This window comes from Chitinophaga horti (genome assembly GCF_022867795.2).
Lineage (GTDB): Bacteria > Bacteroidota > Bacteroidia > Chitinophagales > Chitinophagaceae > Chitinophaga > Chitinophaga horti.
This window is the reverse complement of sequence record NZ_CP107006.1, coordinates 1,544,722-1,567,167: the sequence shown is the minus strand read 5'-3', so window position 1 is coordinate 1,567,167 and position 22,446 is coordinate 1,544,722. Positions and strand designations below refer to the sequence as shown.

Sequence of the window (22,446 nt, the reverse complement as noted above, 5' to 3'; positions counted from 1 at the left end):
TTGATAGCTAACAGGCATTTGGCACCCAACCTTTTATCCGTTTTTTCAAATATCTTTGGTTCAGGACGTTAAGCATCTTTAAACAGCATCACATCACTGCAACAGAAAAAGGGTTTGGCGTTGTTATTGCTGCTGATTACATGGCAGCTGCTCTGCCCGGTGATGTATCTGCCTATACCTGTAAATAGGTATCAAGGTAATTGCTCTGGACGACGGTTTTCATGATTACAAATTATACGGGTGCTGACATGGAATGACAGTTATCCGGGATTGAAACAGTATTATTTATCTTAAACTTTAGGTCCATTGACAGAGTCGATCATTAACCTGGATAGTGTAAATCCTATCGAATTTTTCGGGGTGAACAATGGTAAACTTGATCTGCTGAAAAAGAAATTCCCCTTGCTTAAGATCCTTTCCCGCGGAACGCAGCTAAAGTTGTCGGGCGCGCCTGAAGAGGTAGCGACGGCACAGGAGAAGATCGGCCAGATCGTAAAGTACCTCGAGCGCAACGGCAACTTGTCCGAAAATTATTTTGAACAGATCCTGGGCGACGAAGAAGTGAGCGTGGACCATTTCAGTGACCGCAACCCCAACGAGGTATTGGTATTCGGCCCCAACGGCCGCACCGTACGTGCTAAAACCGCCAACCAGAAAAAGATGGTGGGCATGACCGACAAGAACGACATCGTTTTTGCAGTCGGTCCGGCAGGTACCGGTAAAACCTACACCGCCGTTGCCTTAGCGGTACGGGCACTGAAAAACAAGGCCGTGCGTAAGATCATCCTCACCCGCCCTGCGGTGGAAGCCGGCGAAAGCCTGGGTTTCCTGCCCGGCGACTTGAAAGAGAAGATCGATCCGTACCTGCGCCCGTTGTACGATGCGCTGGACGATATGATCCCGCCGGACAAGCTCACCTACTTCATGACCAACCGTGTGATCGAGATCGCGCCACTGGCTTACATGCGCGGACGTACGCTGGACAATGCCTTTATCATTCTCGATGAGGCCCAGAATGCGACCGAGTTGCAGCTGAAGATGTTCCTTACCCGTATTGGTTCCAGTGCGAAAGCCATCATTACAGGTGACCTTACGCAGATTGACCTTCCCAAGAACCAACGTTCCGGGCTGGAAAAGGCGACAAGGATACTCAGGAACATTGATGGTATCGGTTATTTGCAGCTGGATGAGGAGGACGTGGTGCGCCACAGGCTGGTAAAAGCCATCATCAGGGCGTACGAGGCAAACAAAGACAATTAATTTTCATCGAAAGCCAGGCGTTACTGCCGCACGGACCAACCGGCCCGTGCCAGTACCCGCCTGGCTTTTGTCTAAAACAGTTTAACAGGACCTTAACTTCCGATATTGTAAGTTGCGCAATTCAAACAATCCCCCTATTTTTGTCGAAATTTTTTAACTAACAGCCACATGAGCTATTATAGGCGACTTGTACTTTTGTTTGGTGTTTTAATTGGCCTTCTGATTGTTGGTTGTCAAAAGCAGACCAAGCCGGACGAAGTAGCACTGGATTTTATGCACGCCATCCAGCAGTCTAATTTTGACCAGGCTAAAGAATACGCTACGAAAGAATCGCACCAGGTAATTACCCTTTACTCGATCTTCGATCGCCGCAGAACGGACGAGGAGCGGGAGAAGATCAAACTTGCGGAGATTAAGGTGCTGAATGCCAAAGAGGACGGCGATAACGCCACTGTTACCATACTCAATTCTTCATCCAAACAGGAGGAAACCCTGCAGCTGATAAAAGAGAGTGGTAAGTGGAAGATATCCCTCACCTTCGAAAGCATCATCCCGAACTTCCCGGCCCCAGGCGCCATGGAGGGTCCAATTATGGACTCAGCGACGGTCGTACCGATGGACTCATCGGCCGTAACCCAATAGCAACCTACATTACGGAAACGGAACATGCACCATCCCACCCTGTAAGCAAGGCAATCCCCTTTATATTTCCACACTTCATTTACCTGCAAGGATATAATTGCCGGTATTTGTTCCTTATTTATTAAATTTGCCCCCCTCGGATAACGAGGATATGCAATATTGAACCATATAAACAAACAGAAAGCATCAAGATTATGACAACAAATCCTTGGCATAGCGTTAGTTACGGCGATAAGGCACCGCACATCGTTACAGGTATTATCGAAATCCCCCAGGGCTCGCGTGCCAAATATGAGCTGGACAAGGAAAGTGGTCTGCTGAAACTCGACAGGGTATTGTATTCATCTGTATATTATCCGGCCAACTATGGCTTCATCCCGCAAACATATTGCGATGACCATGATCCGCTGGACATCCTGATCATCTCCCAGATCACCTGCGTGCCCATGTGCCTCGTAGAAGCGAAGGTAATCGGTGTGATGCAGATGATCGACAGCGGTGAGGCCGACGATAAGATCATTGCCGTTGCCGCCCACGACCAGAGCGTAAACCACATCAACGATATATCTGAACTGCCTCCGCACTTCATCCACGAAATGCGTCACTTCTTTGAAGAGTACAAGAAACTCGAGAAGAAGACCGTAAAAGTAGAGGAGTTCCAGAACAAAGCAGTAGCTGAAAGAATCGTGATGGAAAGCATCGAGCTGTATAACACGACTTTTAAGAAGTAAGTACATCTAAGTAATAAAGGAGAAGCGCGGCCTGTAACAGGCCGCGCTTCTCCTTTATGTATATCGGCTCTGACATATGACTGGCGCTGGCGATGTTTCCTGGTGCCGCCTGAATTTGACAATCAGCATCACCGACGGGTGTTGCTGCTGTTTGCAATGCCGCCACGATCCAGCGCATTTTCTATAGAGAGATCGCCCCAATCCCCTACCAGTACCGCCTGATCAACCGCAGCTTGTGCGTTCGTTCACCCGTATCCCTGTTTACAATACCCTCGTTATCGATATCGTCGATCCGCACCTTGCCGGCGGAGTGTATGATTTCGTGATCGTTGAGCAGCACGCCTACATGGGTAATGCGCCCCTCTGCATTATCGAAGAACGCCAGGTCGCCGGGCTGCGCTTCCTGTAAAAAGCCTACCCCCTGCCCCTGCGCAGCCTGTTGATATGCATCGCGCTGTAATGGTATACCCGCCAGGCGGTAAACAGTTTGCGTAAAACCGGAACAGTCCACCCCAAATACAGACTTGCCACCCCATAGGTAAGAGGTGTTCAGGAACATAGGTGCGTGCTTCAAGACCGCTGCGGGATCGACGGTAGCAGGCAGCTCTGTTAGCGGAGACTCAAACTGTAGGTCGTATTTTCCCCATTTCGTGACCTGGCTGCCGTTCGTGCTAAACTCGCAGCCGAACGGGACATGCATCGGCTGACCATTGAAAATGATGCGGTTGACCCAGGCCGGTGCGTAAAAGCGGGCAGGTGCATCGAAAAGATCTTTTTCCACTATTTCGACATGCGATACCGTTACCCAACCTTCATAATTATCATAGCGGTTCCGTACCTTCACCCAGCCATCCGTAACAACTGGTTCTGTTTCAACAAATTCCCCAAACAAAACCTGTGAAATAACCTCGCTCCGATGTTTGGGCTCCGCCCGCATGGGCATAACTGGTACAATGGTCACGGCGTATGGCATACTAATTGTTATTTTTTATTATAAGTGTGTCGAACATTTACACGAAAATGCGTAAATTATAGATAGGATTATGCAGCTGCTATTAAATAATATGAGTGATAAGGAATTGCTGAACCGTGTTCGCAAACTGCGGGACGAAGAGGCAGTAGGTGCCCTGCTGGAGCGTTACAGCCATCTGCTGGTAGCATACTGCATGCCTAAACTGGCGAGCCGCGAAAAGGCGGCGGAGGTAATACCGGCGGTGTTAAAATCGCTGGACCAGAACATCCGTACCATGCACGTGCCGCGCGCAAACGACTGCGTACAGCAAACGCTGGCCACTCACTTCAATCCAAAGGCTAATATTCATCCGAACCATATATCCCGCGACGTACAGGCAATTTACCGTGCCGAGTACCGCGTGCAGCAGTCGGGCAGCAACCCTATTGAAAGACAGCAACTCAGCGGCGAACTGTTACAGCGGTTCGAACAACTTTCGCAGGAAGATCAGCAAGTGGTCGCTCAGTTTTACGCGGAACAGCAATCCTTCGATGAAATAGCGGCAGCAAGAGGTATTACCAGGGATAAAGTAAGGAATATGCTCAGAGCAGCGCGTAAAAAATTAGCCACTCAACTGATGGACCAGGCCTATGAATAACAAGTTTCCCATACAAGAACGGATCTTAAAGATCTTTACCCCGGTAAGGTGTGTTAACCGCGACCAGCTGCCCCGTTACATCGACGGTAAGATGACGCCCATCGAGAAACATCTCGTAGAGCAACACCTGGTCGATTGTGACCTGTGTTACACGGCGTTGCAGTCGCTCGAGAAGCAGGCTAACCGCGAGACTTACGAGCAGCTGACGACCAATACCATTACTTACATTTCTCAGCATTATATGCCTGCACCACGTAATGTAGTGCAGCAAAAGGCCATTCGTAAAGGCCGCAAACAGGAAAGCCTGCTGGCCTACTTCTGGACGCTCGCCTTCATCGGCTTCATCGGCGGTGGCATCTATATCGTACAGGCGGCGATCAAACACCGCGGCTCCAGGCCACAACACATGGCCGCCGCATCGCCGGCAGCCGTGCCGGAGAACGTATCGCAAACGTCAGGAGACGCCCGTTACGCCACCATCACTTCCGTAGCCGACAACAACTCCGCTCCGGCCCCTGCGCAGCCCGCAGTGGCTATCAGTCGTGATACTGCACAACGCAAACCGGCAGCTGCTGTTAAACGTGATTCTGCACAACTGCTGGCCGCGGCAACGCCTCCGGCTAAACGAGATTCTGCCGCAACTCCTGCGCCGAAGAAAACTGTAATAAAGGATTCCGTAGTGCATCACACGCCCCCTCCTGCCCCTGCCGCAGCGGAGAAGAAAGAGGTAGAGAAAAAAGAAGAGCCTAAACCGGCAGCACCCGCATCCAAAGAGAAAGAAAAAGAAGAACCCAAAGCCGTCAACGTAGACGAATCTCTTTATAAATCAGCGCAAATGCTGCAACAACAAGGCGACTTCGACAAAGCCATTGACCGGTATAAACAAGTGTCTTCCTCCAGCAAGTTTGGAGAGTTGGCCCGTTACCAGATGGCCATATGTTACAAGAACCGCGGCCAGTCCGGCAAAGCCCGTAAACTATTCAAAGAGGTGGTAAAAATGGATGGCAGCATGAAAGTAGCCGCCCAGAACGCCCTGAAAGATTAATCCTTTTTTATGGATTTCTAAAAATGCCGCATCTTAGTCACAGATATCTATATTTACACTGTGAATTATCCTGGCTATCAAAACCTTACTGACCTGGAATTGCTGCAGCGGTACAAAACCGACGGCAATAGCGAATGGATAGGCATCTTGTTCGATCGTTATGCCATCCTGCTACTGGGTTTATGTATGAAGTATCTCAAGAACGAAGAGGATGCACGAGACAGTGTTCAGCATATCTTCCTGAAAGTATTATCAGACGTACATAAGCATGAAGTATTACATTTTAAAGCCTGGATTTACCAGGTAGCGAAGAACCATTGCCTCATGCAGCTGCGTAAAACGAATACACGCTACAGCCGTGAGCTGGACGAAAATACGATGGGCGGAAGCCTGGAGATCGACCAGGAAAAGGAGGCACGGGTGGAAAAGGAGCAGAAAGACCTCCTGCTCGAAAACATGCAGGACGCTATGAACATGCTGAACCCGGAACAACAGGCCTGCGTGAAGCTGTTTTATTTAGACAAACGCTCCTACCAGGAAATAGCAGACCATACCGGCTATTCATTGTCACATGTGAAGAGTTACATCCAGAACGGGAAGCGTAACCTGAGGCTATTATTAGAAAAGTACAGTAAAAATAAACGCTAACTTGCATAACGGTTAGCGACAACAGTTTATGAACGATAATTTTCGCGACATATTTGTAGAGACGAGCTGCGTATCCCAGCAGGAGCTGCTGGACTACCTGCAGGGAAGGCTGTCTGACGCCGACAGGCACCGCGTGGAAATGCACGTGGCCGACTGCCCGTTTTGCAGCGACGCGCTGGAAGGATTGTCCGCCATCCCCGAGAAGGAAAAGATCCCCGCCGTCATCCGGCAAATGAAATGGAAAGTGTTGCAGAACCTGCGCCGTAAGAACCGTCGCAAACGCAGTAAAGAGTTTTATACGTCACTGGCCGTTACCACACTCATCATCCTCTTCATCGTACTGGCCTGCTTCTTTGCTTATCATTTTATGGTACGCCGGTAGCGGCTAATATAACGTCCTGTCCTGCTTTTCCGCCCACATCTTAAATACCGCTATCGCCTGCTCGTCCGGCAGCGCTACCAATGGAATACGTTTCTCCGCATGCGGTATATTCAGTTGCTGGTAGATGTCTGAATCATCGAATAATATGTTTGCAGCATCTTCTTTGGTATTGGCATAATACACCCGCGCCGGCCGCGCCCAGTAAATGGCGCCTAAACACATGGGACAAGGCTCGCAGGAAGTATAGATCTCACAACCCTCCAGCTGAAAGGTGTTCAGCCGTTTACAGGCATCACGAATGGCCACCACTTCGGCATGCGCGGTGGGGTCACTGTGCAGCAATACCTGGTTCCACCCCTCTCCCACGATCTCATCTCCTTTTACCACGATGCAGCCAAACGGACCGCCATCGCCGTTCTTCATACCTTTTTCGGATAAGGCTACTGCTATCTGCATAAAATGCTTTTCTCGCTTACCTGCCGGGTGACTCATATGGTGTACGTTTAGTTTTAAAGATACTGATTCCTCAAAAAAGAAACCCGGATGAAGAATCACCCGGGCATTTCCTGTAACTGTATATCGTCGTATTTGAAGTTATTTGTTGCGGATTACCACCACGCCGTCGAACACATCTACCAATACTGGTTTGCTCTTTTCCACATCCCCTGCCAGTATCTTTTTACTCAGCAGGTTTACGATCTGTCGCTGTATCAAACGTTTCAGCGGACGGGCGCCAAACTGAGGATCATAGCCTTGTTCAGCGAGGTAATCAATGGCATAATCAGAGAAATCTAATATCATGCCATTTTTAGAAACCAGCTCTTTCAGCTGCTGTAATTGTATGTTAATTATACCACGCACCTCACTCTTCATCAGTGGCTGGAACATAATCACTTCGTCCACCCTGTTGAGGAACTCCGGACGAATGGTTTGTTTGAGTAATTCCATCACCTGGTCGCGGGTATTTTCCACTACTTCGTCTTTGTTCTCCTCAGTTACTCCCTCGAAGTTATCCTGGATGATATTGCCGCCCATATTGCTGGTCATAATGATGATGGTGTTCTTAAAGTTCACCGTGCGGCCCTTGTTATCGGTAAGGTGACCATCATCCAGCACCTGCAGCAGTACGTTAAACGTATCCGGGTGGGCTTTCTCGATTTCGTCGAGCAGTACTACGGAGTAAGGTTTGCGGCGAACGGCTTCTGTGAGCTGACCACCTTCATCGTACCCAACATAGCCCGGAGGCGCGCCTACCAGGCGGCTTACGGAGTGTTTCTCCTGGTACTCACTCATATCGATGCGGGTCATCATACTTTCGTCATCGAACAGGTATTCGGCCAAAGCCTTTGCCAGTTCGGTTTTACCTACACCCGTGGTACCCAGGAAAATGAAGGAACCTATAGGTCGTTTAGGGTCCTGCAGTCCGGCGCGGCTCCGGCGTATCGCATCTGCGACCGCACTAATCGCTTCCTCTTGTCCAACCACGCGCTGGTGCAGTTCCTCTTCCAGGTTCAGCAGCTTTTCCTTTTCACTTTGCATCATCCTCGCCAGCGGAATACCGGTTGCTTTCGCCACATTTTCTGCAATATCTTCCGCATCTACTTCCTCTTTCAGCAGTCGCTTCTGGTTATCGGAAATCGCGCTTAATACGGCGGTTTGTTCTTCCACTACTTCTTCCTGCTCCTTGATCTTGCCGTAACGGATCTCCGCCACCTTACCATACTCACCATTTCTCTCTGCCAGCTCTGCTTCATGCTTCAGGTCCTCTATCGCTGCTTTCGCCTGCTGTATTTTATCTACTACTTCTTTTTCCTGTTGCCACTTGGCTTTGAACGTATTTCTTTCTTCGCTCAGGTTCTCGATCTGTTCGCCGAGTTCCCTTAATTTATCTTCATCCTTCTCCCGCTTGATCGCTTCCCGCTCAATTTCGAGCTGGCGGATGCGGCGTTCGAGCTCATCCAGTTCTTCGGGCATGGAGTTCATTTCCAGCCTCAGTTTGGCCGCGCTTTCATCGATCAGGTCAATGGCCTTATCGGGCAAAAAGCGATCGGTAATGTAACGGTGCGATAACTCTACTGCGGCAATGATCGCATCATCCTTGATACGCACATGGTGATGCGTTTCGTAGCGTTCCTTTAGTCCGCGCAGGATAGAGATCGCGTCTTCCGTACTGGGCTCGTCGATCAGCACCTTCTGGAAGCGGCGTTCCAGCGCTTTATCTTTCTCAAAGTACTTCTGGTACTCGTTTAAGGTAGTAGCACCTACCGCACGCAGTTCACCGCGGGCAAGGGCCGGTTTCAGGATATTGGCTGCGTCCATCGCGCCTTCCATGGCACCTGCACCTACGAGGGTATGTATCTCGTCGATAAAGAGAATGATATTTCCTTCGCTTTCGCTCACCTCTTTGATCACCGCTTTCAAACGTTCTTCAAACTCACCGCGGTACTTGGCACCCGCCATCAGCGAGCCCATATCCAGGGCAAAAATGATCCGGGACTTGAGGTTATCGGGCACGTCGCCGTTGACGATACGATGCGCCAAACCTTCTGCGATAGCGGTTTTACCTACACCAGGTTCGCCTACAAGTATCGGGTTGTTCTTAGAACGGCGGCTTAAGATATGCAGCGTTCTGCGGATCTCTTCGTCGCGGCCGATTACCGGGTCCAGTTTACCGGCGGCGGCCAGCTCATTCAGGTTCTTCGCATACTTTTGCAGCGAGTTATATTGCGCATCGGCCGTTTGCGAGTTCACCGTACCACCTTTACGCAGTTCAGCGATGGCAGACTTCAGTCCTTTCTCGGTTAAACCCGCGTCTTTCAAAAGTTTGCCAGTATCATCGCTGCCGCTCAGGATGCCCATCAGCAAGTGTTCGACACTCACAAATTCATCCTTAAACTCTTTAATTACCGAACCTGCGCGCAGTATCGCGTTGTTCGCATCGCGACTGAGCATTTGTCCGGGCTCGCCGCTGGCGATCGGATAACGTTGCAGTTGCTCGTTCAGTTTATTGTCGAGGAAGCCCGTGTTTACATCGTTCTTCTTTAATAAATATTCTATAGCGTTATCTTCATCGTCTAACAGCGACTTCAGGATGTGGCCTGTTTCAATCGACTGGTTTTTGTGATTGAAAGCAAGTTGCTGCGCCCGTTGCAGCGTTTCCTGTGATTTGATAGTGAAATTATTCAGGTTCATAGCTTTACTTTCTTCCTTTTTGCCTAACAATTCTTTGATTGCTTTGTTGTAGTAAGCAAACGTTGCACCAAACAAAAAAGACGCAATTTTGGCAGCATTTAACGATAAAACCTGCAGCTTTATCAGTTCAAGGCGCGTTTTCCTGCTAAAATTTCCGATTCACCCCTTCATCCTAACCTTTTGGGTGATACGTTAACCCGCCAACGAACATGAGAAGGCCGCTTATCACTGATGCGAAATGGGATGTGCCCGGCCGTAAAACACCAATGGGGCCGTCGTTGCGTCGCACACTTCAACTATCCCACCCTGGTTATCTTCTTTAACACTCAAAACAACGCATTATGTCTTTTGACCTGCTTCAAACCGTTAGATCGCACTTTACAGGCGAGTATATTGCTAAAGTAGCCACCCAACTGGCCGAGCCGGAAGCTGGCATCCAGAAAGCACTGGCCGCCGGCATTCCTACCATCCTTACCGGCTTACTCAGCAAGATCAGCGCCCCCGGCGATGCCACCAATATTTTCGGACTGGTAAAAGACGCTGCTGCACACCCTGCGGGCAACGTTACCCAGGGCGTATCCGGCAACCTGATCCACAAAGGCGAACACCTGCTGCAAACCTTCTTCGGCAATCGTACCGAGCATGTTTGTAATGGCCTGGCGGAGTATGCGGGTATTAAAAAAACCTCCGCCCACGCACTGCTGCAAACTACCGCCCCGCTCTCGCTCGGCGAAGTGGGCAAATACGCCCTCGACCACCGCATGAGCCCCCTGGGCTTCCTGGCTTTCCTGAATAACCACAAGGAGGAAGTGCTGAAAGCCGTTCCCGCCGGACTTAACCTTCCTTCGCTAATGGGCATCGGCCGCCTGGATAATATCGGGCGTAAGTTATCCGGCATCATTGCCAGCATCGGCGGCGGCGAGCACCACGAACACCCCGAGATGCCCGCCGAAACCAGCCACCGCAACCTTACATGGCCTGCCCTGATCTTGCTCGTATTGGGCCTGATGATCTGGTGGCTCCTGCGCGGTTGCGGTAATACAACCAATGTGCAGACGCCTCCGCGGGATACGGTGATTACGTCACAAATGGAAACAGACGCGGTAAAGGCGGTTTCGGACGCTCAATAGAAGTGGTTTGAACAGGGAGCAGATGGCTGGGTGATGGTTGGGTGATGGTTGGGTGATGGTTAAGTAGCCTGTACGACCGACCAGGGGCTTGTACTGAAACAGCTTGACATCCGGGTGAAATCCTCCGGATCAGGATGTATATAAACAATGAGGGCCGCGGGAGCGGCCCTCATCAACTATGCTTTAACGATCATTTTCCCTTTGTTCTCCCCGGAAAACAGGCTCAAGAACGCTTCCGGCAGCTTGTCGAACCCCTCTACGACAGTCTCCCGGTACTTCAGCTTGCCTTCCTTTACACCTTTGGCGAGAGCAGCGAAGCCTTCCTGTACGCGGTCGATGTAGTCGCTGACAATGAAGCCTTTCAGGAGCACCTTGCGGGTGAGCAGCCTGGGGAACAGGCGCGGACCCATCGGCACTTCGGTGGCATTGTAATGTGCGATCTGGCCGCAAAGGGCGATGCGGGAGTGGAAGTTGAGGTTCATGATAGCGGCATCAGATATCTCTCCGCCGACGTTATCGAAGTATACGTCTACACCGTCCGGACAGGCGGCAGCGATGGCGGCGGTTATGTCCGGGGTGGTTTTGTAGTTAATGGCTTCGTCGAACCCGAACTCGTGCTTCAGCAGCTCCGTTTTTTCGTCGCTACCGGCGATGCCGACTACGCGGCAACCTGCCTGCTTAGCGAGTTGTCCGACCACAGTGCCCACGGCACCTGCGGCACCGGATACCAGTACGGTTTCGCCCGCCTTTGGTTTACCGATATCCATCAACCCGAAATAAGCCGTAAGGCCTGGCATGCCCAGTATACCCAGGAAGTGCGAAGGCGGGGCAATAGAAGGATCTATCCTTGACAATTCTGTAGCGGGCACGGTTACTTCCGTAGCCCAGGGCACGCGGCCGGTAACAAGGTCGCCCACGGCGATGCCCGGCGCTTTACTTTCCAGTACTTCGGCTACAATACCGCCAACGATGGGCTGGTCCACCTCGAAAGGTGCGGCGTAAGATTTCGCATCGCTCATACGGCCGCGCATGTAAGGGTCTACTGAATAATAGAGGCCTTTTATCCTCACTTCTCCCTCGGCGGGCGACTTCACTTCCACGTTTTCGAACCGGAAGGTGGATGCGTCTGGCAAACCTTTCGGGCGTGCCGCTAATACGATCTGTTTTGCACTCATGATTTATCTGTTTAAATCTGTTTCGTATGTGTAAGATAACGCGGCTTCGTCCCAAAAGTTGAGCCGCTTTTATCAACAAATAATAACGGCCCGCGTGGCTAGTTGCCTGCGGGCCGCCGGGACGAATGTATCAATTTTATTGCTTTACGAAAACAATACGCTGCCTGTCTGCCTTATACATCTCTTCATAAAAGCTACGCAGCGTTTTCAGGTCAGATGGTGGAAATACCCCATCATAAGTTTCCCTGGCGCGAACGTAAGTGATGCGGTTGCCTGTCACAGTCGCACTACACGTATACTTACCGAACTTGTTCGAAACCGTCACCGGCTGAAAGCTCGTTTCCGGAGTGTAGCCTTCGGGGATCGTGATCAACACCGTATCCACTGACCGCGATGAGAAAGGAAGAAATATCTCGGACCTGCGCGCCGTATCTTCCTGGATGCGCACGCCGCTGCGCGACAGTATATTGGGCGTAATGAACATCCGTTTACCGGTCACCGAAGCGTAAGCGGCGGCGGAGATGTTCAGTTCTTCGTCGATGGCTGGCAGCTCACCGGGAAACTCTTTATAACCGAAATTTTTGATTTCGTAACTGGGCAGGTTGATATTATCGCGCAGCTCTTCCAGTTGCTTCTCGCGCGATAAGGAATGAATCGTGGCGTGCAGATCGTCCTGCAACTGGCCGGTGGCATGCGTACGCACTTCCATCTGTGCATCGCCGTTGTCGGTAATGGTAGCGGTAAGACGGCTACGACGCAGGTTTTGCTCCATGCCATATTTTGGCGTGCGTACCAGCTTGCCGCCGCTTTCATCTACGAGCAGTACAGCGCGATTCGCCGTAAAGCCGCTCAAATAGCCCGGCGGCAAAGTCTGGCTGGTACACTCCAGCCACACGGTATCTTGTGAAAGGGGCACACTTACGATAATATGATTGAACTGGCTGATCGGAAAGTCTTCTATCATCTCCGTTTCGCCACGCCCCGCCTTTACCAGCGTGTAATGTGAGCGGATGCCGGCTTCCTTCAGCAGGGCACACATGTAATTACTCAATGCCTTACAATCCCCGTAACCTTTACCTGCAACGTACGCTGCATCAAAGGTTTGCCATCCCCCGATACCGAGTTGAATGCTGATGTAACGGGTGTTCTGCTGCAGGTAACGGTAGAGCGAAGCGATCTTCTGCTTCGGATCTGCCAGCGCATCGGTCAGTTCGTGAACTTTTGCTTTGATGTTATCGGGCAGCACATCTCGTCCCTTATTCAGCTCATACACAAATTTGCCCAAATCCTGCCAGGTAGCCATCTGGCCCTTGTATGCGTCCATCTGGAACTCACCCGGCCCAAGGTATACGGCGGTGGTGCGGTTATGCCATTCCTTACTGAATGGTTCACTTTCCAGCGCGGGCATATCTTTTACTTCCCAGGTGTATGTCTTCTTACCCTTCTCTGTTTTTTGCAGCGGCTGCGCGGGATAACCGAATGCACGCCAGCGCAGCTGGTAGTCCTCCGGCACACTTATCTCGAAAAGGCTTTGCTGTACTGCGTATGACGGTGCTGATTGTGGGAACCAGTCAGGCAGGAAAAAGGTTTGCTTTTCCTTTGTCTCGATTTCGTAAACTATCGTGTAAGGATATACGCGATGATAAAAATTATGGTGTTTATAACGCGTATCCGTCATCAGCGAACTGTTATCAGACCCGCTCAGGTCCTTTATTTCGGAGGATTTCAGCTTACGTAACTGTTTGCCGTTCGCATCATATAACGCACCATGAATGCCACGCACGTCGCCCAGCTGCCCGTAACTCTCAAACACATTGGCATAATCATCCCCATTCTCGTTCATAATGGTGAGTGCGTAAGTGCGTACGATGACTACATCTTTCAGTCCGTCCAGCTTTACGGTGATGCGCTCCATTCGTTTCACCACGTCTGCATTCTCCTTCAGTGCTTTCGGTATCAAGGCCGCATTATAGTCGGGATCAGCAGCCAGCGCAGGCACCGTCAACAACAACAGCAGCGTACTATACAGGTATCTTGTCATCGTTACTTTTTCTTTTTCAAAACTATTTGCTCGGCTTGTTTCTTCACGATCATGTCGAAGAAGCTGCGCAGGTCATTGTACTCATCCGGCTCAAAAGTAGCGCGGTTCAGTTTGAGACGGCAGCGCATCTGCAAGGTGCCGCCAGCATCGGCCAGCAGGTATTCGAACAGGCCTTCGTTATCGCCGTAAGTCACCTTTACAGACTTGGGCAACTCCTCTGCGGCATAACCTTCCGGCACGATGAGCGCAAAGGTGAAACTCTCATCGATCGCGCAGGGCATTTCTACGGGATACGTGCGCTCCGTGGATTTGAACGGATTGTGTTTATAGGCTTCGGTAAACATCGGGCTAAAGTAAAGCACATCTGCCTTTGAGTCTTCCTGCGCAAGAAACTCATATTCAATTCCCAAAGAAGATTCCTTTTCCGCGAGGTGATCGATCTTTGTCTTGGCCAGCTTAGCCTCACCGGCGTAGCTTTTCGAGAGATTACTGAAGTAGCTGCTTTCCCCGCTTTCTTTGATACGCTCGCGCATGGCGCAGGACTCGAAATACGTCGGCGTTTGTTTCCAGATACCGCGTAGCTCACCGTTCTCGTCAGGGCTCACCATCACGGTCGTAAACTTACGTTCGCGCAGCGAGTCCGGACTCAGCTCCTTACCCACTGTCAGTGGATTCAGGATGCGTGCATGCCCGTTATAACACGATGCGTCCAGCCTGCCGAAGCCAAGATACGGATGGCTCGCATCGAGGTAATAGAACTTTTCGCCGTCGTTTACCGCACACACGGTGTAGTTGAACATATCAAAAATGGGATAAAACGAATAAGCGACACCGTTATTCCGCGTACTGAGGATCATAGGATATGCGTCAATTTCGGCCTTGTTTAACATGGCGATCAGCAGCATATTGATCTCTGTGACGTTACCGTTCTTTTTTGAGAACGTCGTTTTCAGGGAATTGTCCATCCCTACACGGCTATGATTGGTACAGGTATAGTTGTCGCGTACAAATTCGTAAATACGCCGGGCTTTTTCCTTTTTACTATCTGCCCCCCTGGTAAGGCTGGCTACCTGGTCGTCCAGGAAATAGTTATTGGCTTTTAGCAATGCTCCCAGGTTTTCGTCTTCCATATACTTCTCGTACAACTTTTCCCACGTGGTCAGTACCGGCTTTACGGGTTGATCGGGAATACGCACGGCGGACTGCTGAAAACGGACAGACGCGAGGTGGTTATCGATCGTAGTGGTAAAGTCCTCCTGCTTCAGGGCTGGTACATCTTTATATACCCAGCGGTGGTGTACGACAGACACTACGTCACTATAGGTCTGCGTAGCGGCGTGGCCTCCACCTTCGAAACGGAAGGAGTACGTGCGGCTCTTTGTTTCGGGCTTATCAGGAATGTGTTCTTTTACATATCCTTTGCGCAACATGATGTAATCTATCCACGAAGGAATGCCCACTTTGTATTCGCTCCACAAAATCGGGTAATCCGTCGATTGGAACTCCCAGGGCTGCAGGTTAAACAGGAAGTCGGAAGTGATGGTGTACGAGTATTCTACGATAGAGCCTTCTTTTACATTCGGCATGGTAAACTTCTTCAACGCACGTTTCTTATCGTATTTGTCCTTGAACACGGATTTACTTTCCAGTTCCGTCGCTACCACCTTGCCGTTCTCGAGGTTGTACGTAGCGCCTTTCAGGTTAGACAGGCGTTCTTCGTCCATGCCGTCGACGTATACGGGAATAGCTTCACTGGCCGCATCATAGCCGTTCTTGTTCACGATCTTCACGCGGCGATGGCGTTTAAATATCAGCTGAAACCAGCCACCATCCGTTTCGAAAGTGGTACTGCCAATATCGAACAGCACAACAGCCGGCGCATCCGGATCTGCGGTAAAAGTCTTATTAAAGTCTTCGGGAACAACTTTTCCGAACGTAACGTCCAGTTTATCCTGGGCAGTGGCTTGCAAGGTGAACAAACCACAACATAGCATCACGATGCTGGTAAATTTCAAGGGCATAAAGGGATCAGGTTAAACGCAATTGGCGTAAATGTAATAAAAATGAGCCTGCTGCGAAATAATCTTTCGTGTCATACCGACCCGAAAATGGTATTTTTTCAACCATCCGGCATTGATTTTCAATATAGTAACATACAGTTGTCGGAAGAACGGGCGGGAATTGTTAATTTAGTCCCGAATAAAACTACCCAGTATATGAGTAAAGCATCCAGGAGACAGTTTTTGGCTAACGCCGGTAAAGCCGCAGCCGTTACCGCCATCACGCCTTTTCTGGCGAGTGCACCCGCCGCAGCCGCCGCCAATGCAGACGGCCCGTTTATCCATCACGTTTACTTCTGGCTGAAGAATGCTACCAGTAAGGACGATAAGGCTAAACTCGTGGCAGGACTGAGGAAACTATCATCCGCCAAAACCATTGCCCAATTCTATATTGGTCAGCCCGCGCCGACTAACCGCGACGTAATCGACCGCTCTTACGCGGTTTCCTGGTTGCTGTTCTTCAAAAATAAAGAAGACCAGGACGCTTACCAGACAGATCCTATCCACCTGAAATTCATCGAAGAATGTTCTTCTTTGTGGAGCCGTGTGGTAGTGTATGATTCGATCGACGTGTAATCTTTGACATATTTCGATGCAGGCTTCGGCCTGCATTTTTTAGCATTGTATATGGACCATATTTATAAAGCCGCCCTCTTTGGCGTGGCTGCAGGCGACGCACTGGGCGTGCCTGTTGAGTTTACCAGCCGTGAAAGCCTGAAATCCAACCCAGTTACCGACATGCGGGCATTTGGCACCCACCGGCAGCCCGCAGGCACCTTTTCCGACGACGGCTCTCTTACTTTCTGTTTGGCTGCGAGTATGGCCGAAGGCTTCAGCCTGGAAGATACTGCGCAGCGTTTTATTCAATGGTCGCGGAACGGCTATTGGGCGGCGCATGGCGAAGTATTCGATATCGGCAACACCACCCGTATTGCGATCGACCGCCTGGCGCGGGGCATACAGCCCGATCTGGCAGGCGGCTTCGGCAGCGAAGACAACGGCAACGGATCACTTATGCGCATCCTGCCACTCGTATTTCACATACGCCATCTTCCGGTAGAGGAACGGTACGCACTAACCAAACAGGTATCTGCCATCACACACGGGCATATACGCTCAGTGATCGCATGTTTCTATTACCTGGAGTTTGCCCGGCAATTGCTGGATGGCGTGGACAAGTTCCAGGCTTACAAACGCGTGGAAGACATCGTAAAGTCGTACCTGCAGCAGTTGCGAATCAACCAGGAAGAGGTAAAGATATTTTCGCGCCTGTTGAACGAAGAGATATGGCATATACCGGAGATCGCGATCCAAAGCGGCGGCTATGTGGTACATTCGCTGGAAGCCTCCATCTGGTGCTTGTTGAACAATGATAATTTTAGCGATACCGTATTACAGGCGGTGAATCTTGGCAGCGATACCGACACCACCGGCGCCATTGCAGGCGGACTGGCCGGGTTGCTGTACGGCTTTGAGGCCATCCCCTCCGACTGGGTAAATGCGATGGCGCGTAAGGACGATATTATGGCGCTGGCGGAGCAGCTGGCTGTGAGATATGGCGCATAGCCGCCATGCCGGCGATAGCGTGCTGTGATGGCACCGACAAACAGCTGGCTGCAAGATATATCGCTTAACGGATGATGCCACCGAACGTCAAGACGATATTATAGCTCCCTTAGATATAACCCATCTTAAAACCGGCGGGCCGCGGGCCTGCCGGTAAGCACCGCGCCTCCATCTGTACCGGCATGCAACCGGTCATACTGCTTCCTTCCCCTTTTACTCCCCTACTCCGTATTTTGCGGCCCGTCTAAACCCTTACTGGGAGCGACTTATATGATATTATCCATTTCTTAACCGCAAATATCCCCGGACTGATGACGGCGTCTCATGGCGGCGGCGTATGTCCTTATACTTTATCAAAACCTGTAAATGAATGAAAAAAGCGTTACTGTTTTCTTTCTTCCTGCTGAACCTGCAGCTGTTAATGGCGCAAAGCCAACCTGCTGCAAAAGCCAACTACCAGTTGGCCTCTAAATTCTCGCCTAAGAAATTGGGTAAGATGGTCTTCTCTACCGCCGTAACGCCCCACTGGTTCAAGCAATCGGACCGGTTCTGGTACATGTACGAAACTACCTCCGGCCGCAAATGGTACATCGTAAACCCGGCCGCGCGCGACAAACGTGAGATGTTCAACAATGACAAACTGGCGGCGGAACTCACGAAGATCGTAAAGGACCCTTTCGATGCGCAACACCTGCCCATCGACAGTCTTCGCCTGAACGAGAACGAGACCGCCATGCGTTTCGAGATCAAGAGCAGCATCGACGAAGAAAGAAAAGACACGACCGTGAAAAAAGGCACGCCTCCCCCCGCGGTAAAAAGATCTTCTACTTCGAATACAACTTTGCGAGCGGTGAAGTAAAAGAGCTGAAAGACTTCAGGAAACCAGCCCGCAGGCCAAACTGGGCTTCCGTTTCACCCGACAGTGCTACGATCGTTTTCGCCCGTAACTATAATCTGTATAAGATGGATAAGGCCAACTACCAGAAGGCCCTGAAGAACGAAAGCGATACCACGATCGTGGAAACACAGCTCACCAAAGACGGCATTGAGTTTTTTGCATATGGTGGTGGTGAAAAAGATGACGATAACACGAGCGACAGCGCAAAAGCAAAACCTAAACGCCGTGCGGCCTACGTGTTATGGTCGCCCGACAGCAAACAGTTTGCGATGGTACGTTCAGATACGCGTAAGCTGAAAGAAATGTGGGTGATCAACAGCATTGCCGATCCCCGTCCTACCCTTAAAACATACAAATACCAGCTGCCTGGCGAAAAGGAAGCACCGGAAGAATTTGTACTCCTCTTCGACGCCGCCACCGGCAATCAACGTACCCTGGCCGTAAACGCCTTTAAGAACCAGGACGTAGCCATCTGGTCGGCCAACTTTAAACAGAATGAGCGTGACGACGACTGGCGGCCGCTTACCTGGTTGGGCACAAAAGATAAGTTCTACCTGCACCGCACCAGCCGCGATCTCAAACGTATAGACGTGATGAGTGTGGATGTGGCCACTGGTACTGCCAAAGCATTGATCGAAGAGCGCATGAATACTTATGTGGAAACGCGCAAACTGGGCCTGGTAAACGATGGTAAAGAATTGATCCAGTGGAGCGAAAGAGACGGCTGGGGCCACTTCTACCTGTATAACGGTGACGGCACTTTGAAGAACCAGATCACCTCCGGCTCCTTCCATTGTGAAGATATTGTTGGCATCGACGAAAAGAAGCGTGTACTCTACTTCTCCGCCAACGGGCGCGAAGCCAAAGAAGACCCCTACTATCTGCACCTGTACAAAGTTAACTTCGACGGTAGCGGCCTTACCCTGCTGAATGCCGGCGACTTTGACCACAGCATGAGCCTGAACGATAACAACACTTTCTTTGTAGATAACTACTCCCGCGTGAACACGACGCCGAAGTCGGCCCTGTACAATGCGGAAGGTAAAAAGGTGATGGACCTGGAAACCGCAGACCTTAGTCAGCTGTTTGCTGCAGGCTACAAGTTCCCCGAAATCTTTTCTGTAAAGGCGGATGATGGCATCACAGACATCTACGGCGTGATGTATAAGCCTTACGATTTCGACAGCACGAAAAAATACCCGGTAGTAGCTTATGTATATCCCGGCCCGCAGACAGAAGCCGTACTGAAAGCCTTTAGTAAAGGAGCCGACCGTACCGACAGGCTGGCACAAATCGGCATGATCGTCGTGACTATGGGCAACCGCGGTGGAAACCCGAGCCGTTCAAAATGGTATCATAACTACGGCTATGGCAACCTGCGTGACTACGGACTGGCAGATAAAAAAGCCGCGATCGAACAGCTGTCTGACCGCTACAACTTTATCGACATCAATCGCGTAGGTATTCACGGTCACTCCGGTGGCGGGTTTATGTCTACCGCAGCCATGCTCGTGTACCCCGACTTCTTTAAAGTGGCCGTATCCTCCTCAGGTAACCACGATAACGCCATCTACAATCGTTGGTGGAGTGAAAAACATCACGGTGTAAAAGAAGTAGTCGGCGATAAAGGCGACACCACATTCGTATACAACATCGATAAAAACCCGGAACTGGCGAAGAACCTGAAAGGCCACCTGATGCTGACTACCGGCGATGTGGACGATAACGTGAACCCTGCCAACACCATCCGTGTCATCAATGCACTGATACGCGCGAACAAACGTTTCGACATCATGCTGCTGCCTGGTCAGGCCCACGCCTATGGCGACATGCAGGAATGGTTCTTCTGGGGACTAGCGGACTACTATGCCAAATGGCTGCTGGGCGATTTCTCGCAACCGGTAGATATCATGGAGATGAACCGCGAGGTAGAACAGAAAAGTGGTGCGCCACGTGCAATGGGCGGAAGAAGATAACAATTTTCATCCTGCCGAAAGGTTGTAACATAGATAAACGAAGGACTTGAACGATCACTTGCTTCGATCAGGTCCCCAATAAAAAGAGGCTGCTCATTGATAATGAGACAGCCTCTTTTATGTATATAAACCCAGATTTTCAGAAAAAAGACGCCTAGAAACTTTTTCGTACGAAATATTTCCTACCTTTAAGCTATGAAGAAAGAACAACAAGACTTACAGGAACCTACCCGTTCCGAGCTGGAGATCTTGCAGGTGCTCTGGAAGTACGGTGCGTCGACTGTACGTGTGGTGAACGACAAACTGAACGAAGAGAAACGGGAAGTACAATATACCTCTACCCTTAAGCTGATGCAGATAATGGTAGAAAAAGGTCTGCTCGTGCGCGACGAGAGCCAGATGAAACATGTGTACAGTCCGGCTACAGAGGAGAGCAAAACGAAAGGCTTCCTGTTGGACAAGTTTGTGGAGACCATGTACAACGGCTCTGCCAGCAGCCTGATGATGCAGCTGCTCGGCAACCGTAAGACCTCTAAAAAAGAGCTGGACGCTATTAAAGCGTTTTTACAACAGGTTGAAAAAGGCAAATAAAACCTTCGCCCATGTTTGCAGAACAATGGTTACATCACCCGATCGTAGCGGCATTTGGCCGCACGTTGTTACATTCCCTCTGGCAGGGCGCGTTGGCTGCGGCAATAGCAGGCCTCGTGATCCTTTGTACGAGGCGATCGGCCGCCTCCCGCAGGTATGTGCTGATTGGTGGTATACAACTGTTGTTCCTGGCCGGCACCCTGCTAACCTTTTACTTAACTTATACAGCCCACAGCCCGGGCCAGGTGGCGTTTAACACCGCTGCTGGCGCTCCTTCCGCCATTCAAGCTGCGCGGCCCGGGTTCGTGGAAGCTTTGGAACGTTTCCTTAATCAATACACCGGGTGGATCGTACTTACCTGGGCATTGATCTTTATGTTCAGAACAGCGTGTATGGGCGCAGGTTTATGGCACATCCGGCAGCTGCGTACCACCGGAACCCAACTGCCCGACAACGCCTGGCGCCACCGCTTCTACGACCTGAAACATGACATGGGCATTCGTAAAGTAGTGAAACTGCTGGAGTCTGCCCGCGTGAAGGTGCCGCTGACAGTGGGTACCTTTAAACCGGTAGTACTGGTGCCTTTGGGCTTACTGGGGAACTTACCGGCCGAGCAGCTGGAAACCATCCTGATGCACGAACTGGCCCACATCCGGCGGAACGATTACCTGGTAAACCTGGTACAACATATTACGGAAACCATTTTCTTTTTCAATCCCGGTCTGCTATGGGTATCCGCGCTTTTGAAAGAAGAGCGGGAAGCTTGCTGCGATGAGATCGTACTGGCGCATACCAAACGGGAGGATGCTTATATGCAGGCATTAGTGTCGTTCCAGGAATTTACGCTCACTCAAAATCAATATGCCATGAGCTTAAAAGATCATCCGGGGCAGTTATTTGCCCGCATCAAAAGAATGCTTACCGGCGAGAACGAGCAGCTGGGTGGCACGGGAAAACTGATGCTGATGGCCGGCGTGCTGGTACTGGCAACCCTTTGCTTTATCAGCGCAGCACCGGTAGCCGTAACCACCGTGCCCGCATCCTGGGAAACCGTAGCACCCGTGAAGCGTATCCTGTTTATGCAGGAGCCAACAGCCGTGCCAACCAGGCGTATGCTGGCTGCGGAACCGCAGGTGCGCCGGGCAGATACCCTCCCTACTCTGAAGAGAGACACCCTCGTGTTCGCCTTTGCGCCGGTAACCATGCAGGTGCAACCGTTATCGAAAATCGATACGTTGACCTTACAGGTGAAAGCCATTGCGAAAATGGACGCGATATCACCCATACAGGTGAAGCTCAATAAAATCGTAGCGATCGACCCGATTTCGCTGGATACGAACGTGCAGGTTAACACAAACGTACGTACATCCATAAACGTTAGCAGCCAGGTTCAAGTTAATGTACAGGAGCCGCCAAATGCTGCCCGTGAAAATAATAGGCCGACTAAAAAATAAAATGAAGGCTTTGTGAATCGCTTAAACGATGACAGGTATCCATCT

The 22,446-nt window shown here is 50.7% G+C and carries 20 protein-coding genes; 14 read left to right on the top strand and 6 right to left on the bottom strand.

From position 1 onward, the window contains the following. Positions 1-306: 306 nt before the first annotated feature. The 3 genes from MKQ68_RS06435 (at position 307) to MKQ68_RS06425 (ending at position 2,633) form a co-directional block, all read left to right on the top strand. Positions 307-1,260 (top strand): PhoH family protein, encoded by a 954-nt coding sequence (locus tag MKQ68_RS06435; RefSeq protein ID WP_244840153.1) that lies wholly within the window; start codon positions 307-309, stop codon positions 1,258-1,260. Positions 1,261-1,533: 273 nt separating this feature from the next. Then, positions 1,534-1,902 (top strand): nuclear transport factor 2 family protein, encoded by a 369-nt coding sequence (locus tag MKQ68_RS06430; RefSeq protein ID WP_264282574.1) that lies wholly within the window; start codon positions 1,534-1,536, stop codon positions 1,900-1,902. 194 nt (positions 1,903-2,096) lie between these two features. Further along, on the top strand, positions 2,097-2,633 hold the full coding sequence (locus tag MKQ68_RS06425) for an inorganic diphosphatase (RefSeq protein WP_244840151.1): 537 nt from the start codon (positions 2,097-2,099) through the stop codon (positions 2,631-2,633). Between the two features lie 205 nt (positions 2,634-2,838). Here the strand turns inward: MKQ68_RS06425 and MKQ68_RS06420 are convergent, their stop codons facing one another. Beyond that, positions 2,839-3,606 (bottom strand): C40 family peptidase, encoded by a 768-nt coding sequence (locus MKQ68_RS06420; RefSeq protein ID WP_264282573.1) that lies wholly within the window; start codon positions 3,604-3,606, stop codon positions 2,839-2,841. A gap of 70 nt (positions 3,607-3,676) precedes the next feature. Here MKQ68_RS06420 and MKQ68_RS06415 point away from each other — a divergent pair, with 70 nt between their 5' ends. From MKQ68_RS06415 to MKQ68_RS06400, 4 genes are read left to right on the top strand one after another with little or no spacing between them, the layout of a single operon-like run. Further along, complete coding sequence (locus MKQ68_RS06415; protein ID WP_264282572.1) at positions 3,677-4,243, top strand: RNA polymerase sigma factor; 567 nt, start codon at positions 3,677-3,679, stop codon at positions 4,241-4,243. Next, complete coding sequence (locus MKQ68_RS06410) at positions 4,236-5,288, top strand: tetratricopeptide repeat protein (RefSeq protein ID WP_264282571.1); 1,053 nt, start codon at positions 4,236-4,238, stop codon at positions 5,286-5,288. Before MKQ68_RS06415 ends, MKQ68_RS06410 begins: the two co-directional genes overlap by 8 nt. A gap of 60 nt (positions 5,289-5,348) precedes the next feature. Next, on the top strand, positions 5,349-5,936 hold the full coding sequence (locus tag MKQ68_RS06405; protein WP_264282570.1) for an RNA polymerase sigma factor: 588 nt from the start codon (positions 5,349-5,351) through the stop codon (positions 5,934-5,936). A gap of 28 nt (positions 5,937-5,964) precedes the next feature. Beyond that, the gene (locus MKQ68_RS06400) at positions 5,965-6,318 is read left to right on the top strand and encodes an anti-sigma factor family protein (RefSeq protein WP_244840124.1); all 354 of its coding nucleotides are present in this window, start codon (positions 5,965-5,967) and stop codon (positions 6,316-6,318) included. A gap of 3 nt (positions 6,319-6,321) precedes the next feature. Here the strand turns inward: MKQ68_RS06400 and MKQ68_RS06395 are convergent, their stop codons facing one another. Beyond that, positions 6,322-6,774, bottom strand: coding sequence for a nucleoside deaminase (locus tag MKQ68_RS06395; RefSeq protein WP_244840123.1), 453 nt, complete (start codon positions 6,772-6,774; stop codon positions 6,322-6,324). 138 nt (positions 6,775-6,912) lie between these two features. After that, a complete protein-coding gene (gene clpB / locus MKQ68_RS06390; protein WP_264283638.1) occupies positions 6,913-9,510 on the bottom strand; it encodes an ATP-dependent chaperone ClpB in 2,598 nt (865 codons plus the stop codon). A gap of 341 nt (positions 9,511-9,851) precedes the next feature. Between clpB and MKQ68_RS06385 the strand changes: the two genes are divergently transcribed. Next, positions 9,852-10,640 (top strand): DUF937 domain-containing protein, encoded by a 789-nt coding sequence (locus tag MKQ68_RS06385; protein ID WP_264282569.1) that lies wholly within the window; start codon positions 9,852-9,854, stop codon positions 10,638-10,640. A gap of 176 nt (positions 10,641-10,816) precedes the next feature. On the opposite strand, the gene MKQ68_RS06380 is transcribed toward MKQ68_RS06385, so the two are convergent. The 3 genes from MKQ68_RS06380 to MKQ68_RS06370 form a co-directional block, all read right to left on the bottom strand. After that, entirely contained in the window at positions 10,817-11,815 is a 999-nt protein-coding gene (locus tag MKQ68_RS06380; protein ID WP_264282568.1) for an NADP-dependent oxidoreductase, read from the bottom strand. A 136-nt stretch (positions 11,816-11,951) separates the two neighbouring features. Then, on the bottom strand, positions 11,952-13,856 hold the full coding sequence (locus tag MKQ68_RS06375) for a DUF3857 domain-containing protein (protein WP_264282567.1): 1,905 nt from the start codon (positions 13,854-13,856) through the stop codon (positions 11,952-11,954). A 2-nt stretch (positions 13,857-13,858) separates the two neighbouring features. Then, positions 13,859-15,877, bottom strand: coding sequence for a DUF3858 domain-containing protein (locus MKQ68_RS06370; protein WP_264282566.1), 2,019 nt, complete (start codon positions 15,875-15,877; stop codon positions 13,859-13,861). A 195-nt stretch (positions 15,878-16,072) separates the two neighbouring features. On the opposite strand from MKQ68_RS06370, the gene MKQ68_RS06365 reads away from it, so the two are divergent. From MKQ68_RS06365 to MKQ68_RS06340, 6 genes are all read left to right on the top strand, one after another. Next, the gene (locus tag MKQ68_RS06365) at positions 16,073-16,492 is read left to right on the top strand and encodes a Dabb family protein (protein ID WP_264282565.1); all 420 of its coding nucleotides are present in this window, start codon (positions 16,073-16,075) and stop codon (positions 16,490-16,492) included. Positions 16,493-16,543: 51 nt separating this feature from the next. Continuing rightward, a complete protein-coding gene (locus MKQ68_RS06360) occupies positions 16,544-17,482 on the top strand; it encodes an ADP-ribosylglycohydrolase family protein (protein ID WP_264282564.1) in 939 nt (312 codons plus the stop codon). Positions 17,483-17,852: 370 nt separating this feature from the next. Beyond that, positions 17,853-18,341: a hypothetical protein gene (locus MKQ68_RS06355; RefSeq protein ID WP_264282563.1), complete on the top strand. Its 489-nt coding sequence runs from the start codon at positions 17,853-17,855 to the stop codon at positions 18,339-18,341. Positions 18,342-18,445: 104 nt separating this feature from the next. After that, the gene (locus MKQ68_RS06350; RefSeq protein ID WP_264282562.1) at positions 18,446-20,356 is read left to right on the top strand and encodes a S9 family peptidase; all 1,911 of its coding nucleotides are present in this window, start codon (positions 18,446-18,448) and stop codon (positions 20,354-20,356) included. A 195-nt stretch (positions 20,357-20,551) separates the two neighbouring features. Next, the gene (locus MKQ68_RS06345) at positions 20,552-20,947 is read left to right on the top strand and encodes a BlaI/MecI/CopY family transcriptional regulator (RefSeq protein ID WP_264282561.1); all 396 of its coding nucleotides are present in this window, start codon (positions 20,552-20,554) and stop codon (positions 20,945-20,947) included. A gap of 11 nt (positions 20,948-20,958) precedes the next feature. After that, positions 20,959-22,401 (top strand): M56 family metallopeptidase, encoded by a 1,443-nt coding sequence (locus MKQ68_RS06340; protein ID WP_264282560.1) that lies wholly within the window; start codon positions 20,959-20,961, stop codon positions 22,399-22,401. The last annotated feature ends 45 nt before the right edge of the window (positions 22,402-22,446 follow it).